This window comes from Deinococcus malanensis, assembly GCF_014647655.1.
In the GTDB taxonomy this organism is placed as follows: Bacteria; Deinococcota; Deinococci; order Deinococcales; family Deinococcaceae; genus Deinococcus; species Deinococcus malanensis.
On the sequence record NZ_BMPP01000015.1, the window covers coordinates 56,001 to 74,341 of the forward strand.

Consider the following 18,341-nt stretch of genomic DNA (forward strand, 5'->3'; position numbering starts at 1 on the left):
CATGACCGACCCCCGCCCCGAGCCCGTCTCGCTGAGCAGCAGCCCATTTCTCCAGAGCCTTGGGGGCAGCTGGCAACTGACTTCATCGGTCAGCGAGGCGTGGCGATTCCGCAGGCTGCACAAAGAGACCTCGCAGCCCGTGGGCGCGTTCGCGCGCACAAATTGGATTCCGGCGCGGGTGCCCGGTAGTGTGCACGACGATCTGATCCGGGCTGGCCTGATCACCGATCCCAACTTTGGACTTTCCAGCCTGGACGCCGAATGGGTCAGTGCGCGGCAATGGGTCTACCGACGTACCTTCCGGGTTGAACTGCCGCCTGGCACGCGCCTGTTCCTGTGTTTCGGCGGAGTGGACTACAGCGCCGACGTGTACCTGAAAGGCCAGCAACTCGGCAGTCTGGCCGGCACCCACACGCCCGGGCGCTTCGACGTGAGCGGCCTCGACCGTGAGACGGACCACCTGCTGGTCGTGGTACTGCATGAACCCCCACCGGAGGCTGGGCAACTGGGCCGCACCAGCCAGACAGGCACGCTCAAGCCGCGAAGCGGCTACTGGTGGGACTTTGGTACGCGTCTGGTTCATGTGGGGCTATGGCGCGACGTGAGCTTGCAGACAGATGCAGGAACAGCTGTGCTGGACGCCTTCCCCCGTGTCACCCTGACGGAGGACCACGCCCAGGCTGAAGTGCAGGTGGAAGTCGAACTCGACGGAGACCTCGGTCTTCCCGTCACGGCAGAGCTGATTCATCCGGACGGACGCCGGGAGATCACCGCAGGCGTGAGGCCGGTGTTCATGCTGACCGCACCAGCGCTGTGGTGGCCGGCGGCCATGGGGGCACAGCCGCTCTATACCCTGCGCGCGTGGGTGCCGGGCAGTGCCCCGGTCGAGCGGACATTCGGGGTTCGGCGCGCGGCGCTGGTGCGTAACGACGCCTCCCGTGCCCGCGGCGCGCTGCCGTATACGCTGGAAATCAACGGGCAGCCGATGTACGTCCGAGGGTTTAACGTGGTTCCCAGCGACCTGATTGCAGGCCGTGACGGCGTTCCCGAGCGTGAGCGTGCCCTTGTAGGGTACGCGCTGGACGCTCACGCGAACCTGCTGCGTTTCAATGGAGTCGGACCCATTGCTTCTTCTGCCGTGCTGGACGAGTGTGACCGGTGCGGGTTGCTGGTCTGGCAGGAGATGCCCCTGACCTCCAGCGGAACCGACAATGTTCCGCCGCGCGGCGAAGCGTTCCTGGCCAATCTGGAGCGTGACCTGCCCGCCCTCGTGCGGGCGGTGCGTCATCACCCCAGCGTCGTGCTGCTTTGTGCGGGCAACGAGCTCACCGATGAACATCATGTCCCGGTGAACGGGTCAGACCCCACCGTGGCGCGGATCCGGACCATTGTTGATCATCTCGACGGCACCCGGCCGTTCCTGCCGACCTCGCCCAGCGGGCCCGAATACGACCTCAGCACCGACACAGCCAGCCAACGCCCGCAGGACCTGCATGACGTTCACGGCCCATGGCATTACCGCGGCGCGGTGGACAGTTACCTTCCACACACCCTCAACCGCTCTCTGGCCCACAGCGAGTTCGGCTGTCAGGCCGCCTCGCGCGAGTCCACCCTGCGCCGGTACCTCACGTCCGGGCCGCTGTGGCCCATGGACGACCGCAATCCGCAGGTGGTGCATCACGGCGAGTGGTGGCTGATGCATCACCGTATCGAGGAAGTCTACGGTCCGGTCGAGGATGTCAGCCGGTACGTGCTGCTGACCCAGGCAGCCCAGGGGGACGTGCTGCGCCACGCGCTGGGCTGCAACCGTGCGCGGCGCGACGAGTGCAGCCTGGCGCTGGTGTGGCAGCTCAATGAACCCTGGCCGAATGCCCATAACACCAGCGTGATCGACTACGACCTGAAGCCGAAACTGGCGTACTACCGCTGCCGGGAGGCCAACGCACCGGTCGCCATTCACCTGGGCCTGCCGGCTCCGGTGGGGGAGGGGAGCCTGACGGCCTGTCCTCAGGTGCTGGCCGACCGGCCGGGGGCTGGTCAGCTGGCCGTCTCGCTCCGTACCGTGACAGGCATGACCCTGCTTGACGACCGCTCTACAGTGTCCTGGCCTGCGCCCGGCCGGCCCATCGACCTTCCCCTTCCCGAGGACCCCTGCCTGCTGCGGGCCGAACTCCACAGCGCAGACGGGAAGGTACTTGCCCGTGCCGAGCAGTGGATTGCGCGCCATGTCCCGCAGCCTTTTGCGACGCTGGCCAGGCTGCCTCAGACCACGCTGGAGGCGCATCAGGTCGCTGCGGGTCTGGTGGTTCGGAACACCGGAGACTGGGCCGCGCCCTGGATCAGCCTCGAGGCGGCCATGGGTGTCAGGGAGAAGTTCAGTGACAACGGCTTTGCGCTGTTGCCAGGGGAGCACCGCGTGGTGCAGGCTGCGCTGCACGTACCCGACGCCGGCTCCGTCCCTGTCGGGATGACGCTGCGGTCCCTCAACGCTCCGCCGGTCACCCTGGACTGGAGCGGCGCATGAGACTGCCGCGTGCGTACCGGGAGGGCGGGCTGCTGGTCTGGCGTCACCTGATTCCCCTGGTGTGGCTCAACCTGATCTGGATTTCCCTGTCGTGGACCGTCATCCTGTCTGGGCCCGCCACCCTGGCCGCGTACGCGCTGATCGCCCGGATGCGCGAGGATCAGGACCCGGACCTGCGGCAGTTTCCTGCGCTGCTGCGCATCAACCTGCTTCCAGGAACGTTGTGGCTGCTGACGGCTCTGCTGTTTGCCTTCCTGATGTACAGCAACCTGGTGTACTGGCTCCGGGCGCTGGAGCCCTTTGGTGACTCGGTCGTCTCGTTGATGGCAGTGTACCTCACCTGGCTGTTTATCGCCCTACAGCCCTACCTGCTCGAGGCCCTCAGCGTCGAGCGCCTGCCTTACGGCGCAGCCTGGCGCTCGGCCCTGATGGGGCTGGCCAGGGAACCGGTCTCTGCCCACCTGTATGTCGTGATTCCCGTGTTGCTGGGGGTGATCAGCTTCTTTACGCGCACCCTGGCGCTGGTCGTCCTAGTGAGCCTCGCGCTGGCTTTTGCCGCCACGCAGGTCCGCCCCTTGGTCGAGTACACCCCACCTCCCGAATCTGCCGAAGACGACCCCGACCTTCCCGAACCGTCCTCATCCGCCTGAAACAGGCTTGCTGCCCGCACCCCTTCACGGAGGCTTACATGTCCCCCCCTACGACGTCCACAACCACCCTCTGGCGTATCGGCCTGGAAGATGGACCCTGCCGGGAGATGCCCGACAACTACAAGGCGCCCATGGCGTACCCGGACGTGGAATGGACCGTGGGAGCACCGGACAACGTGTGGCCCCTGTATCAGGCCAGTGAGGCCGATCCTGAAGCCGGCTACGGTGCGCAGATGCGCCGGATCCATTTTGACCTGGAGGCGGTGGACGCCCCGGCCTATGAGCTCGTGATCGACTATCTGGTGATCGCGCCGCGGGTGCCGCACCTGCGGCTGGACCTCGGAGGCGTGTCCGGTACGGTGTTCCTGAGTCCGGCTCCTTCCACGAGCGGCGAAATCCGGTTGCTCTCCGGGCTGCACACGACCCTGTACGCTGACGGCCGCGCCCACGTGACCCTGCCGGCGCGGCTGCTTCGCCCCGGGCGCAACACGCTGACACTCACGGCAGTCGACGGCGGCGCGGTCGTCATGATCCCGAACCCCGAACAGGTCAAACGACTGGACCGCATGGCCAACGGGGCCGGCGTGATCTACCAGCACATTGCGCTTAGGGCGTTGCCGGAAGTGCCCTCGCCCAGCCTGACGCTCGGCACCTCCGTGCTGTACCGCGAAGTGGGCGGCGTGATGCAGACGCGGGTGGACGGCGTTCTGCACAGGCCCGCTGAAGATGGGCTGACCCTCACTCTTGACGGCCGCTCTCACCATTTTGAGGTCGGGCCTGCAGCGTTCGGTGATGTCCGCTTCAGCACCTGGATTCCCGACGGTGAAGGAACCGTCGAGTACACCGCCCGGCACCAGGGCCACACCTGGGGCGGGGTCCTTGAAGGCAAACGCAAGTGGACCGTGTATGTCGCGGCGCACTCCCACACCGACATCGGCTACACCCACCGTCAGGAAGAAGTTGCCGAACGGCACAGCCGGAACCTCGACGCGGCCATCGCCTTCCTGGACTCAGGACAGGTCAACTTCACCTATCACCTCGACTGCAGTTGGGTTCTGGACGACTACCTCAAAACCCGCTCGGCGCCGCAGGTCGCGCGCCTGCGCTCCTGGGTGCAGGCTGGACGCATCAATCTGGTGAGCAACTACGCGGACCTGCTCACCCAGTTCGCCAGCCTGGAGGACCACATCCGCAATGCCATGGCCAGTGATGAGTTCCTTTCTCCTCTCGGGCGCCGGGCCGAACTGGCCGCGGTGGTGGACGTCGCTTCACTCAGCGCCAGTTACCCGGACCTCCTGTGCGGTGCGGGCGTGCGGTATCTGGTGCATGCCAACAACCAGGACCGGGGGCCCTTCCGTGTCAACGGCAACCTGCACCGGTCCAGCCCTTTCTGGTGGGAGGGACCCGCCGGTGGCCGCGCTCTGACCTGGCTCGCGAAGATGTACTGCGAACTTCGTAAGGTGTGCGGCAGCCCCCCGAACCTCAGCAGCGCCGAACGCGGGCTGTCACTGTGGCTTCAGGAGTTCGACCGGCCGGAGTATGCGCCCGACTGCGTGCTGCTGTACGGCCAGGAGGCCGACAACACGGACCTCGACCCGCAGCCGCAGGATTTTATCGGCGAGTGGAACGCCACCTACGCCTATCCGCGGCTGGTGCCGGCCGACCCGGCTGAATTTTTCTGCCGCGCTGAGCAGTTCTCTGATCAACTTCCGGTGCTGCGAGGTGACGGCGGCGCGTACTGGGAAGACGGCGCACTGACCAGCCTGCGCGAAACGGTTCTGGCGCGTGAAGCGCAGGCGCGGCTCCCGGCGGCAGAGACGCTCGGCACCCTGGCGGCCGTGCACGACCACAGGCTGAGCCTGACTGGAGACCCTCATGCCGGAGCCTGGCTGGATCTGCTGCTTTACGACGAGCACACCTGGGGTGCCTTCATGAGCGTGACCGACCCGGATGCCCGTCTGACCCGGGACCAGTGGGCCGTCAAGGCCGCCTTCGCTGAGCGTGCTCACCTCGCCTCCCGCCAGGGCCTGCACGCCGCAGCCAGCCGGCACAGCCTGCAGTGGAACACCCGGGGCCGGGAGGTGGTGGTGTACAACCCGCACAACTGGCCACTCGCGGCGGAGTGCAGCGTGGAGATCGCCAACGATGAGGTGCCCTGTGACCCCGACGGTGAGCAGGTGCCCTTCCGGGTGCTTGAGCAGCATCCCAGCCAGCGCGTCGTCGCTTTCTGTGCCGCTGTGCCGGGGCTGTCCTACCGGCGGTTCACCCTTCAGCCGCAAACCGTGCCCATCGCGGCCATTACAACCGACGTGACGGACGAATCCAGCGTCGAGCTCCGCAGTGAGCATTACGCGCTCACCTTCGATCTGAGGCTCGGGAGGGCCAGCCTTCTGACCGAGCTCCAGAGCGGTGAGCAGCTGCTGGCGGGTGGCGGCGCGGGCGGACTGGTGTATGTGCGCGGCGGGGAAGACAGCCGGATTCTCAGCAATCAGGCGGACCTGCCCCTGGCCGAGCTTCATGATGACGAGCATTTCGAACTGATCGAGGCCTCACGGACCACCGATTCTCTGGGGGACACACTGCACCTGCGTGCCCGGGTCCCACAGGGTTCTTTGCAGCTCCGGGTTCACCTGCCAGCCCACGAGAAGCGGGCCGACTTTAATTACACCTATGACAAGGAGGCCGCCACAGCGCGCGAGGCCGCCTATGTCCGTTTCGATCTCGATTTGCCGGACGCCCGGGTGCTGTCGGACTCGCAACTCGGCTGGACTGACTGGAATACAGACCGGCTGCCGGGCGCCTGCCTGGAGTGGCTGCCCCTGCAGACCGGCATGCTGCTGGAAGGACAGCGCACCAAGGTGCTGGTCAGCAGTCCGGACATCCCTCTGTTCACTGCCGGGGACATCGTGCGCGGAGCGTGGCCGAAAACGCGCGACATCCGGGGAGGACGGATTTTCGGTTACCTGCTGAGCAACTACTGGCATACCAACTATCAGGCCCGGCAGGGCGGGCCGCTGACCTTCCGCTATCACCTGACCAGCGGACCAGACCTCACCCGCGAGGTGGCCGGACGAGTTGGCCGCTCAGCGCGGCAGGGCCTCTACGCACACCGCATCAGCTTCCAGGATTTCCGTCCACCGACCGCCTCCTACGCCGCTCCTGCCGGAGGGACCCTTGCTGAGGTCAGCGAGAACGTCACCCTGAGTGTCCTCAAGCCTGCCCGTGACGGCCGAGGCGTGATCCTGCGCGTCCAGGACCTGCGAGGCGAGATCCAGAGGGCCCACGCGCGGTTCGCGCCCCGGCGCATCTGCCGGGCCACCCAGACGGACCTGCTGGAGTACGACCTGGAACCAGCCGAAGTCCACGCGGACACGGTGCATTTCGCGGTCCCTGCCTGGGGGCTCACCACTGTCCGCATCGAATTTGAACCTGAACCGACCCAGGAGGTCCAGCCATGAATGTTGCCTTCAACACTGCCAACTTCGCCTACCGTCAGGTGAACTACCGTGCCACCGGCGACTGGGGCCAGGCCTGCCGCACCAGCCGCGAGCATTTCTCCCCGATCGAGACCTTTGGTGAACGCTTCGACGAGCTTCTGGGTGAAGTGGACGACATGGGATTCAAGAATCTCGAACTGTGGCACTTCCACCTGCATCAGAAGTGGTGGACCCCGGAGCATGTCCAGGTTGCGCTTGATGTCGCTGGGCGGCGAAAAATGCGCTTTGTCGCATTCTGCGGAGGGTTTGGGGACGACCTTGCGGAGTTCGAGCGCACGCTGCAACTCGTAACCGCGCTGGGCATTCCGCTGCTGGCCGGTGCAAGCCGCGTCTTTACTGAACAGCGCGCAGAGTATGTTGCGCGCCTGCGCGAGTACGGCGTCCGGTTCGGCTACGAGAACCACCCCGAGAAGACGCCCCAGGAACTTCTGGAGCGGGCCGGGCCGGATGAGGGCGGGCTGGTGGGTGTCACGGTCGATACCGGCTGGTTCGGCACCCAGAACTACCCGGCGGATCAGGCGGTGGGTGAACTGGGCGAGCGGGTGCTTCATGTCCACCTCAAGGATGTCCGCCAAGTGGGAACGCACGACACGGTCGGTTACGGTCAGGGTGTGGTGCCTCTGCGCCGGGTGGTTGGTTCGCTCAACGATATGAACTACCAGGGCCTCATCAGCGTCGAGCATGAGCCGGAACAATTCGATCCCACCGAGGACATCAAGGAGTCCAGGCGGCAACTCGAGTCCTGGCTTTCGGACCTCTCACTGAAGGCCAACGCGTGAACCCGGTCAATATTGCCATCGTCGGCTGCGGCGTGATCGCCACGCCCTACGCCAAAGACATGCTGGCCTATGGATCCCTGCGGCTGCACGGCTGCTTCGACCTGGACCCGGCGCGCGCCCAGGCGTACGCCGCAGAGCAGGACTGCCGGGTCTACGATTCCCTGGACACGCTGCTGGCCGATCCCGAGGTCGAGGTGGTGGTCAACCTCACGGTGCTGCCGGCCCATTACGAGGTCAGCCGGCAGGCCCTCGAAGCCGGCAAGCACGTCTTCAGCGAAAAGCCACTGGCCGGCAGCAGCGCGCAGGCGCAGGAACTCGTGGCCCTGGCCCGCGAACGCAACGTGCGCCTGTCGTGCGCGCCGGTCACTTTCTTGGGAGAAGCGCAGCAGCGCGCGATGAAAGAACTTCTCTCCGGCCGGATCGGGCCGGTGCGGGTCATTTACGCCGAAGCCAATCACGGGCGCATTGAAACGTGGCACCCGGTTCCGCACAGCTTCTATCAGGTTGGCCCGCTGCGCGACGTGGGTGTATATCCGCTCGGTGTGGTCACCAGCATCTTTGGCCCGGCGTCGCGCGTATGGGCCTACGGCCGCACCGTGAAGCCGGAGCGGCTTACGAAACGCGGAGTCCCGTTCGAAGCTACTGAAAGCGACTTTTATGTCGCGATGGTTGAGTTTGCCAGCGGTCCGGTGCTGCGCCTCACCGCATCGTTCTACACCACCGACAAAGGCAAGCAGAACGGCGTCGAGTTCCAGGGCGACGACGGGCAGCTGTACCTGGGCAGCTGGATGACGCCGAACGCCACCATCGAAACGGCCACGTTCGGCGCGGAGTACGCAGCGCTCCCGGAATACACGCCCGCCACGCATGGCTTGAACTGGGCCGTGGCGCTCGACGACCTCGCACGTGCCCTGCGGGAAGACCGCCCACAGCGCGTGACCGGCGAGCAGGCCGCGCATATCGTCGAAATTCTCGAAGCGGCGCATACGTCCATCCGCGAAGGAGGCATGGTGGACGTGCGCAGTACCTTCACGCCCGCCGATCCCGTTTTTCTCCAACCCGCGTGACCACCAGAAAGCAGGTTTCATGACTCTCTCCGCGACACGACACTTTCAGGACATTCAGCGGGCCCTCGCGACCATGGACGCCAGTGCAGTCGAGCGCGCCGCCACCCTGATCCATGGCGCCCTGGTAGATCGGCGCGCCGTGTACCTGTTTGGCAACGGCGCGTCCGCAGCCCTCGCCAGCCACATGGCCGGCGACCCGGGCAAGAACACCTCCATAGACCTCGGCCAGGGCCCAGGCGTCAGCGCCGCGCCGCGCCTGCGCGTGCTGAGCCTCAGCGACAACGTGCCGTGGATGACGGCGCTCGGCAATGACGTCAGTTACGACGATGGTTTCCTGGAGCAACTCAAGAACCACCTCGTTCAAGGAGACGTGGCCATCGGCATCAGCGGGTCCGGCGGTTCCGTGAACATCCTGCGTGCCCTGAAATTTGCGTGTGCCTCAGGGGCGAGCACCATCATGCTGACCGGCACCGACCCGAAATCCGCGCTCGCCCGCCCGTACACGGACCTGATGCTGCAGGCGCCCAGCGCCGACATTGACGTGATCGAGGCCGTGCACGTGGCGGTGCACCACGCCATCACCCGCGCGGTCGCCGCGCGCGAGCGTGGAGAGGTGCGGCCGTGACCGAGGTGCTGCCCGGCGTGTACCGTCACACCAGCTCCGCGCACGTGTACGCCGTGATGGACGGTGACAGCGCCGTGCTGATGAATATCGGTGACGGCACCATCCTTGACGACCTCCCTCCTCAGGTAAAGCGCGTGAGCGCCGTGCTGCTCACGCACCACCACCGGGACGTCGCCGCTGGGGCCGCCAGGGCCGTCAGGGCCGGCATCCCGGTCTATGCCCCAGAGGGTGAAGCAGACAGCCTGCACGACCCGGAACACTTCCTGGCCCTGGCGGACACGTTGAACAACTATGACGCCCGGCTGCACAGCTGGACGGTCCCCGAACCAGCCCGGACCCTTCCCCTGCGGAGTTACCGCACCTACCGCTTCGGGCGCCTGGGCGTGACCGTGCGGCCCACACCCGGACAGACCCCCGGCGCCGTCTCATTCGTGGTGAAAATGCGCCGCTCTACTCTGGCCTTTACTGGTGATCTTCTCAACGCGCCTGGTCAGGTTCCCCGCCTGGCTTCCACGCAGTGGAGCTACAACGGCGGGGAGGGAATTGCAGGCACCATCCTGTCGTTGCTGGATCTGGCTGACCTGCAGCCCGCCCATGTCCTTCCGGCGCACGGCGAGCCGATGACCGCAGACGCCCTTAACGTCACTGCAGACGCCCTCCGGCCGCTGTTGCAGCTGCGCCGGCACAATCCACGTCTGCTGGAGCTGAGGGCCGAGCCTTATGAGGCCCTGCGGCCCTGGCTGCTGATGAACCGGACGAGTATGGCCCAGAGCTACGTGCTGCGCTCCCGCACCGGCCGCGCCCTGGTGATTGACTTCGGCTACGATTTCGCCTTCGGTCAGGCGGCCAGCACCGGTCGCGACGCACGCCGCCCCTGGCTCTACACCCTGCCCACGCTGCTCAAACGCTACGGAATCCGGGGGATCGACGCGGTGATTCCCACCCATTATCACGATGATCACGTTGCCGGTATCTCCACGTTGCGGGACGTCTACGGTGCCGAACTGTGGACCCCAGAGAACATGGTGGATGTGCTGGCCCGGCCGGAAGCCCACCGGCTGCCGTGTCTGTGGTTTGAGCCTCTGGTCAGCACCCGCACGCTCGCGCTGGAACAGCCGGTCGACTGGGAGGAGTTCCGCATCACGCCCTATGAGCTGACCGGACATGCCCGGGCTTCCTGTGGCCTGCTGGTCGAGGCTCACGGCGAGCGGGTGCTGTTCGGCGGCGATCAATACGCCGACCCGGATGGCCTGGGTCTGAACTACACCTACCCCAACCTGTTCCGGGAGGCCGACTATGTGCACAGCGCCCAGCTATACGCCCGCCTGAACCCTGGCCTGATCCTGAGCGGGCACTGGCCACCGGTCGTCCCCGGACCGGAGTACCACGGCGTACTGCTGGAGCGTGGCCAGCAATTGCACCACCTTCACCGTGTCCTGCAACCTCACACTTCGCGCCTGATCCTGCGCGCCGAACCCATCCGTGTGGCCAGTGGCGCGCCGGTCACGCTAACCGTGGAAAATCCAACCATGACTGCGTTCGATGGTGAGCTGCATGTGTACGGCGCCGCTGATCCTGCCCGCGTGCCCGTCACTGTGCCGGCCCTGGGCCATCACACGCTGTCCTTTGTTCCCAACGGACCGGCGGGTGCGCGGATTCAGTTCGAGCTGCGCGGGAGCCCTGGCGAACCATGTCTGTTTTCCTACGCGACCCTTCAGGACCAACCGGTTCAAGGTGACGGGACTCTGGGTGAGCCTGTTTACGCTGGTCCCGCTCAGCCCGGCACTTCTGCAGCATTCACAGCCCCGGCAGGCCATACAGGAGACCCACATGCAACCTGAGCGACGCGGAGTCCTCGAAGCCTTCTACGGCCGGCCCTGGTCCTGGGAGGAGCGTCACGCCATGCTGGACTTTATGCGCGAGGTCGGCTTCAACACCTACCTGTACGCCCCCAAGAACGACCCCATCCACCGCAACCGCTGGCAGGAGCCGTACACCAACGTCGAGTGGGCGCAGTTTGAAGGACTGGCCACCCACGCCAGGGACGCCGGTGTGGACTTCGTCTTCGGACTGAGCGCACTGGCATTCCGGTATTCCGGCGCGACCCATCTGAACTTCCTGCGCACCAAATTGCGCGCCGCGCAGGCCCGCGGCATCCGCTCGTTCGCGCTGCTGATGGATGACATTCCGAGCCGCTTCGAGAACAGTGAGGACGCGGCTGTCTTCCCGGACCTGGCTGCAGCGCAGGCCTGGCTGGCCAACGAGCTTCTGCGTGAGGTGGCTGCGGACGGCACCTTCTACTTCTGTCCCACCGTGTACCACGGCAGCGGCGACTCGGCCTACCTGCGGACCCTGGGATCGGCCCTGAATGACCGGGTACACGTCTTCTGGACCGGCCCGGACGTGTGCAGTCCTTCCATCAGTGCCGCCGACCTGCAAATGGTCACGCAAGCGCTGCGCCGGCCGCCGGTCCTGTGGGACAACTTTCCTGTCAATGACCTCGACATGAGATATGACCTGCACGTGGCCCCGCTGCGGGGCCGAACGCCGGACCTGCTCGCCGCGTCAGGAGGCTACTTCGCTGCTCCTGGGGCCCTCTCTGCAGCGAGTCAGATTGCCCTGCGGACCACGGCCGCCTACCTGCGCGACCCGCACCGCTATCGCCCCGACGAAGCCTTTCACCAGGCGGCCCTGGCCAGCACCTCCACACCGCAGGAAGCCCAAGCGGTGAAGTTCCTCTCGGACCTCGCACGCCGGAGTCCGCTGGTCCCGCGTGATCAGGCGCTGCATCATCCCTGGTGGCCTGTCCTGGACGCGTTCTGGGCGGCGCGCGCAGGAAGTCCGCTGCAGGCCGGGCCCGACGTGCCCGGGCGACCCGCCCCGCAGCCTGTGGAGCCTGATGAAGCGCCGCTGCGCGCGCTGAGCGTCGCGATGGAACTGCATGCCGAGACCCTGGCGCACCTTCACGACCCCGTCCTGAGAGCGAACCTGGAACCCTGGACCGAGAAGCTCGTGGGCTGGGCAACGGTCGTGAAATACGCCCTGGGCGCGCTCGACCACCCGCACGACCTCCGTGCCCGCGAGTACGTCCTCGAAGAACTTGCCCTTGTCCGCGAGAACTTCCACTGGGTGGCCGGAGACACCTTCGATACCTTCGCCCGCAGATGCGTGTGGGCCGCCGAAGAACATTTTCAGACCGCAGCACAGGAGCCTGCATGACCCATCCTCCCGCCACCCTGGCCGATACCGGCCGTCCCCTGGCCGAACGGACCGTGATCGGCAACGGCAGCCCCATCGGGCTGCTGGGGTCCAGCACTGCGTACAAGCAAGTCTGGGCGCGCGACAGCATGATCTGCTCTCTCGGCCTGATGCTGTGCGCTGGCCCCGAAGGTCCCGAGATCGCCCGCCAGTCCATCCGGACCCTCGCCGCGTACCAGTCACGGCTTGGAAATATCCCGCACAATGTCGGCTTCACTGGTATTCCCGATCCCGCGCTGATCGCACACGGCGGCGCGCTGCATGTGGGCGAGGACGCACCCACCGTCGTGGTGGACAGCGCGCACGCCGGCTGCATCGACAACAGCTTGTGGTTCATCCTGGGCAACGACTACGTGCACCGCACCGACGGGGACACGGCGCGCCTGAGGTCGATGTGGCCGCACCTGCAGCGCGCATACACCTGGCTGGAGTATCAGGACAGCAACGAATGCGGCCTGCTGGAGGTGCACGAGGCCATGGACTGGGCCGACCTCTTTGCCAACCGCTACAACAGTCTGTGGCCGAACGCGCTGTGGTTCGCCGCGCAGCGCAGCATGGCCGCCATGAGCGACGCCCTTGGCGAGGACGGTGACCCGTACCGCGCGCGTGCCGAGGACCTGCGCTTCAAGATCAACACCCTGCTGTGGGTCGGCCCGGAGGTCGAGAAGGACATGACCTGGGTGGAGCGCCACCGCAAGGAGTGGCTGTACCCCATCCGCCTGACCACGACCGTGCTGCAGGAGCGTCCGTATTACCTGCCGTACATGGCCTTCCGGGACTACGAGGACCGCTTCGATACCTTCGGCAACCTGGTGGCCATCCTGTTCGGACTGGCGGACGAGGCGCAGTCGCACAAGATTCTCGATTACATCCAGTCTGCGGGAGTCAACGAGCCCTGGCCGATCAAAGCCGTCTATCCACCCGTTCAGCCCGGGGACAAGGACTGGCGCGAGTACTACCGTCTGCGCAACCTCAACCTGCCCAACCACTACCACAACGGTGGGATCTGGCCGTTCATCGGAGGTTTCTACGTGGCTGCCCTGGTCAAGGCCGGGCGGCTGGAGGAAGCCGCGCATCAGCTCGACCGGCTCGCGCAGATGGACCGCCTCTCGCGAACACCCGGTCTGGAATGGGACTTCAACGAATGGCATCATGGCCTGACGGGCCGCCCAAGCGGATTCCGCGGGCAGAGCTGGTCCGCGGCGATGTTCGTGTACGCGCACGAATGTGTCCGGCGCGGTGAGTGCCCCATCTTTAACAGCAGCGGGGGCTGGGCATGAACGGCGAACTGCAGGCGCAACTGGCCGCTGAAGCCCGCGACCTGTATACCCGAGGTCTGACCACCTCCACGGGCGGAAACCTCAGCCACCGGCAGGGCGACGGCTTTCTGGTCAGCGGAACCAACACTGCCTTCGCGCGGCAGGTTCCGGAGGATTTTTCCACCTGTGACCTCAGCGGGACCGGCCTGCTCGGTCCCAAGCCGTCCAAAGAAGCCGCATTCCACGCTGCGGTGTACCGTGCGCGGCCTGACGTGCAGGTGGTACTGCACCTGCATGCGAGCGATTCGCTGGCGCTGTCTTGCCTCGCCGAGCCCACGGAACACGGGAACGTCCTACCGGTGCATTCCAGCTACGCCGTCACGCGGGTGGGCCGGGTACCACTGCTGCCTTACCTCGCTCCTGGAGGCGCCGAACTTGCGGAGGGGGTCGGACGAGTCTGCAGCAGCGTCAACGCTCTGCTGCTCCAGAACCATGGCGTCATCACCTACGGGTCGAGTCTGGCGGAAGCGCGCGACATCCTGGAAGAACTCGAACAGAATGCCCGCGTGTGGCTCGCCTCGCACGGCCAGGCCCGCGTGCTGAGCGACGAGGAACTCCTGGACGCCAATGACCGCTCCACCCATGGAGCCCGCATCGCGCCGGGCGAGCAGCGCCCACGCCTGCTCTCGCACGTCCGCGGGTGGAGCGCATGAGTCCCCGCCTGGGGATCGTGGCTGACGACATCACGGGCGCCGGGGACATCGGTGGTCTGCTTGCCAAGCATGGCTACGCCGTGCGGATTCTGTCGGAAGGCGCCGACTGGGAAGCGCTGAGTGTCCGCTTTACCCAGGAACGCACGGACGCCCTGATCATTGATACCGACTCGCGGTTCCTGCCTCCCGAGGAAGCGCGCGCTCGCGTGGTGCGCGCGACCCGCGCTCTACAGGCCGCCGGGTGCGGGGCGTACTGGAAGAAGACCTGCTCCGTGTTCCGCGGCAACGTCGGGGCTGAATTCGACGCGATGCTGCAGACCCTCGGTCTGGAGACCGGGGTGGCGGTCGCAGCGTTCCCCAAGAACGGCCGCGCCACCCTGCACGGGGAGCATTTCGTGCGTGGTGTACCCCTGCCTGACACCGAGTTCGGCCAGGACCCGGTGCATCCCCGGCGCGACGCCAACCTTGTACGCGACCTGGGCCGCCAGACACCGCGGCCGGTCAGCAGCCTGCCGATCGAAACGGTTCGGGCCGGGGTTGCTGCGTTGCGTACTGCCGTTGACGGTGTTTCCGCCGGCTACCTGCTCGCCGACGCCGAAACGCAGGAGGACCTGCGGGTGCTCGCGCAGGCCCTGGCGAACGAACGCGTCTTTCTGGGGTCCAGTGGTCTCGCGGAGGAACTGCCGGCGGTGTGGCCCGCGGTGGAAGCCTTCGTGCCGCTGCAGGGCGCCCACTGGACCCATCCACAGCGTGTGATCCTGATCGCCGGTTCGGTGATGCCCCAGACCCGCGTCCAGGTAGAGCACTACGTGGCCACGGGCGGCACTGTCTACGAACTCGACATACCGCTTGCCCTGAGCGACCCTGAGAGGGCGGCTGAACTGCTTGCTCGGCTGGCAGGTGGCGCCCTGGACGCCCACAGCACTGTCCTGCTCCGCTCGCCGAACACGCCTGAACAAGTGGCGCAGGCCCGTGCACTTGGAGCCGTCAGCGGCCTCACGGACCTGCAGGTCAGCCAGCGTATTTCCGGCACGCTGGCCAGCGCCGCGCAGCTGACAGCAGGACGCACCGGCACCCAGAAACTCGTTGCCCTCGGCGGCGACACCTCCGCTGCGCTGACCCGGGCGCTGGGCATCACCCACACGGTAGTGGTCGAGGAACTCGCCCCCGGTCTGCCCAGCACCTACGCGCCGGACCAGCGCCTGATGCTGGTCCTGAAAAGCGGTTCGTTCGGTCCTCCGGAATTCCTGACGCAGGCCATAGCGCACCTGCAATCGGCGGAGGGTGCATGAGCGGCGTGCTTTGCTTCGGGGGCGCCGTGATGGACTTCGTGAATGACGGTCACGACCACTGGCAGGTCCGGGCGGGCGGCAGCGCCTGGAACGTCGCCCGTGTCCTCGCTGCCCTGGGGCTCCCGACCGCCTTTGCCGGTGCGCTCAGCACCGATCCTTTTGGCGAGAGACTTCTGGCTGAAGGAGCGGCACAAGGCCTCGACCTGCGCCACACCCCGCGTGTGGACGCTCCCACCGCGCTGTCCGTGGTTCACCGTACCCATCCGGCCCAGTACACCTTCTACGCCGACGGTGCGGCCGACTCGCGCTTCAGCGGTGTCGCTGAAGAAACCTGGACGGGCGTTGTGGCCGCCTACTTCGGCGGTATCACCCTGGTGCGTGACCCGGCGCGCGACGCATTCCTGACCCCTGCCAGAGCGGCGCGGGCGCGGGGGCTGCTGGTGGTCTACGACCCGAACTTTCGCCCGCAACTCGCGGACGCCTACCAGGAGGAGTACGCGCAGTACGTCGCTCTGGCGGATCTCATCAAGGTGTCCGAGGACGACCTCGTGGGCCTGATGCCGCATCTCACCCCCGCCGAAGGTCTGGAGCACCTGCGGGCGCTGAACCCGCGCGCGACCATTCTGCTGACCCTCGGGGATCAGGGGGCGCGCCTGATCGGCCCGGAACTTGACCTTCACCACCCCGGTTACCCCGTCCAGGTGGCCGACACGATCGGAGCAGGAGACGCCAGCATTGCCGGCCTGCTATACGCCACGCTACGTCCGCCGCCGGTTCCGCCTCCGCAGCGGCTGGCCTTCGCTCTGGCGTGCGGCGCCGCTGCCTGTACACGGCCCGGTGCTCACGCCCCTACCCCTAACGAGATCCACACCATCCAGAAGGAGACCCACCCATGACCACAACACCCGCACGTGCCCTGATCGTTTCCGGAGGCTGGCCCGGCCACCAGCCTCAGAAGTTCGCCGAAATCATTCAAGGCATGCTGGAAAGCGCCGGCCTGCAGGTCACGGCTGCCGACACCCTGGACGCTTTGAACGACTCGGACGCGCTGCGCGGGTATGCCCTGATCGTTCCGAACTGGACCATGGGCCGCCTGAGCGATAACCAGAGCAAAAATCTGCGGGATGCAGTCAAGGCCGGTACCGGTCTGGGAGGCTTTCACGGAGGAATGGGAGACGCCTTCCGCGAGGACACCGCTTACCAGTTCATGGTCGGCGGCCAGTTCGCTGCCCATCCCGGCGACGTTCACCGCTACCACGTCGATATTTCCGCAACTGATCACCCGATCATGCGTGGCCTGAGCGGTTTTGACATCGAAAGCGAGCAGTACTACATGCACGTCGACCCGTCCAATACGGTGCTGGCTACCACCACGTTCAGCGGTGAGCATGTAGCCTGGATTGAGGGGACGGTCATTCCCGTGGCCTGGATCCGGCCTTATGGCCAGGGCCGGGTGTTCTATTCGTCCATCGGACACGACCCACGGGAGTTCGAGCATCCGACTGTGGCTGAACTCCACCGCCGCGGCCTGCTGTGGGCCGCCGGGAGCCTGGCATGACCCGGGTCGGCATTATCGGCGCCGGGGCCATCAGCGGCATCTATCTGAAGAATGCGGCTGACGTTACGCCGTTCGACGTGGTCGCGGTCGCCGACTTGTCGGAAGAACGCGCCCGCGCCCAGGCGGCCGAGTATGGAGTGCGCCATGTCCTGACGCCTGAAGAGCTTTTCGCGCATCCGGACGTGGATGTCGTCCTGAACCTCACCATTCCTGCTGCGCACGCGGCTGTCAGCCGCGCCGCCCTGGAAGCCGGGAAACATGTTTACGGCGAAAAGCCTCTGGCCCTCAACCGGGAAGACGGTAAAGCGCTGGTCCAACTTGCCCAGGAGCGCGGATTGCGGCTGGGCAGTGCGCCCGACACCTTCCTTGGTGCCGGGCTGCAGACCTGCCGTCAGCTGATCGATGAGGGCGTGATCGGTAAACCACTTGCCGCGACCGCCTTCATGCTCAGCCATGGGGTCGAGGCGTGGCACCCCAACCCGGATTTCTTCTACCAGCTCGGTGCCGGGCCGATGTTCGACATGGGGCCGTACTACCTCACGGCCCTGATCAGCCTCCTGGGCCCGGTCCGTACCGTGACGGGTCAGGCTGTCAGCGGCTTCGAGGAACGGACCATCACCACCGCGAGGCGCCAGGGCGAGCGCATTCCAGTCCAGACACCCACTCACGTCACCGCACTGCTGGGATTCGAGTCGGGCGTGGCCGCGAGCCTGACCACCAGTTTCGACGTGTGGCACGCCAATGTGCCGCGCATCGAGATTTATGGCAGCGAAGGGACGCTGAGCCTGCCTGACCCCAACACCTTCGGCGGCCCGGTCAGAGTGCGTCTGGCCCAGGAGAAGGAGTGGCGCGAGGTGCCGCTGTCCCGTCCCTTCGCGCAGAACAGCCGTGGCCTGGGACTCAGTGACCTGATTGCCAGCGTGGGGGAGAACCGCGCGCCGCGGGCAAGTGGCCAACTGGCCCTGCATGTTCTGGACGCCATGCAAAGCACTCTGGAAAGCGCAGAAAGTGGTCAGAGGGTGACCCTCACAACCAGTGCCGAGCGTCCAGAGCCCCTGGCCCTGAGCTGATCCGGGTGAACGCCACCGGCCGTCCCATCGCGTCCGTTCCCCTGAAAAG

Annotated in this window: 14 protein-coding genes; all 14 read left to right on the forward strand. The window is 66.2% G+C overall.

Translation table 11 applies throughout. The features are described from left to right. Position 1 precedes the first annotated feature (1 nt). Genes IEY49_RS15905 through IEY49_RS15970 form a run of 14 tightly spaced genes read left to right on the forward strand, consistent with a single transcriptional unit; the run spans position 2 to position 18,292 of the window. Positions 2-2,524 (forward strand): glycoside hydrolase family 2 protein, encoded by a 2,523-nt coding sequence (locus IEY49_RS15905; RefSeq protein ID WP_189010554.1) that lies wholly within the window; start codon positions 2-4, stop codon positions 2,522-2,524. Continuing rightward, entirely contained in the window at positions 2,521-3,174 is a 654-nt protein-coding gene (locus IEY49_RS15910; protein ID WP_189010556.1) for a DUF624 domain-containing protein, read from the forward strand. The genes IEY49_RS15905 and IEY49_RS15910 overlap by 4 nt, the downstream gene beginning before the upstream one ends. Positions 3,175-3,212: 38 nt before the next feature. After that, positions 3,213-6,632, forward strand: coding sequence for a glycoside hydrolase family 38 N-terminal domain-containing protein (locus IEY49_RS15915; protein ID WP_189010558.1), 3,420 nt, complete (start codon positions 3,213-3,215; stop codon positions 6,630-6,632). Beyond that, positions 6,629-7,450, forward strand: a complete 822-nt coding sequence (locus IEY49_RS15920; RefSeq protein WP_189010560.1) for a sugar phosphate isomerase/epimerase family protein — start codon at positions 6,629-6,631, stop codon at positions 7,448-7,450. The genes IEY49_RS15915 and IEY49_RS15920 overlap by 4 nt, the downstream gene beginning before the upstream one ends. Further along, complete coding sequence (locus IEY49_RS15925) at positions 7,447-8,517, forward strand: Gfo/Idh/MocA family protein (RefSeq protein WP_189010562.1); 1,071 nt, start codon at positions 7,447-7,449, stop codon at positions 8,515-8,517. The genes IEY49_RS15920 and IEY49_RS15925 overlap by 4 nt, the downstream gene beginning before the upstream one ends. A gap of 19 nt (positions 8,518-8,536) precedes the next feature. Further along, positions 8,537-9,142: a D-sedoheptulose-7-phosphate isomerase gene (locus IEY49_RS15930; RefSeq protein WP_189010564.1), complete on the forward strand. Its 606-nt coding sequence runs from the start codon at positions 8,537-8,539 to the stop codon at positions 9,140-9,142. After that, positions 9,139-10,983: an MBL fold metallo-hydrolase gene (locus IEY49_RS15935; RefSeq protein ID WP_189010566.1), complete on the forward strand. Its 1,845-nt coding sequence runs from the start codon at positions 9,139-9,141 to the stop codon at positions 10,981-10,983. The genes IEY49_RS15930 and IEY49_RS15935 overlap by 4 nt, the downstream gene beginning before the upstream one ends. Next, positions 10,973-12,361, forward strand: a complete 1,389-nt coding sequence (locus IEY49_RS15940) for a protein O-GlcNAcase (RefSeq protein WP_189010568.1) — start codon at positions 10,973-10,975, stop codon at positions 12,359-12,361. The genes IEY49_RS15935 and IEY49_RS15940 overlap by 11 nt, the downstream gene beginning before the upstream one ends. Beyond that, complete coding sequence (locus tag IEY49_RS15945; RefSeq protein WP_189010570.1) at positions 12,358-13,680, forward strand: amylo-alpha-1,6-glucosidase; 1,323 nt, start codon at positions 12,358-12,360, stop codon at positions 13,678-13,680. The genes IEY49_RS15940 and IEY49_RS15945 overlap by 4 nt, the downstream gene beginning before the upstream one ends. Next, on the forward strand, positions 13,677-14,372 hold the full coding sequence (locus IEY49_RS15950; RefSeq protein WP_189010572.1) for a class II aldolase/adducin family protein: 696 nt from the start codon (positions 13,677-13,679) through the stop codon (positions 14,370-14,372). Before IEY49_RS15945 ends, IEY49_RS15950 begins: the two co-directional genes overlap by 4 nt. Beyond that, positions 14,369-15,664 (forward strand): four-carbon acid sugar kinase family protein, encoded by a 1,296-nt coding sequence (locus IEY49_RS15955; protein ID WP_189010574.1) that lies wholly within the window; start codon positions 14,369-14,371, stop codon positions 15,662-15,664. Before IEY49_RS15950 ends, IEY49_RS15955 begins: the two co-directional genes overlap by 4 nt. Beyond that, on the forward strand, positions 15,661-16,560 hold the full coding sequence (locus IEY49_RS15960; RefSeq protein WP_189010576.1) for a carbohydrate kinase family protein: 900 nt from the start codon (positions 15,661-15,663) through the stop codon (positions 16,558-16,560). The genes IEY49_RS15955 and IEY49_RS15960 overlap by 4 nt, the downstream gene beginning before the upstream one ends. Then, positions 16,557-17,222, forward strand: coding sequence for a ThuA domain-containing protein (locus IEY49_RS15965; protein ID WP_189010578.1), 666 nt, complete (start codon positions 16,557-16,559; stop codon positions 17,220-17,222). Before IEY49_RS15960 ends, IEY49_RS15965 begins: the two co-directional genes overlap by 4 nt. After that, the gene (locus IEY49_RS15970) at positions 17,219-18,292 is read left to right on the forward strand and encodes a Gfo/Idh/MocA family protein (RefSeq protein WP_189010580.1); all 1,074 of its coding nucleotides are present in this window, start codon (positions 17,219-17,221) and stop codon (positions 18,290-18,292) included. The genes IEY49_RS15965 and IEY49_RS15970 overlap by 4 nt, the downstream gene beginning before the upstream one ends. Positions 18,293-18,341 lie beyond the last annotated feature (49 nt).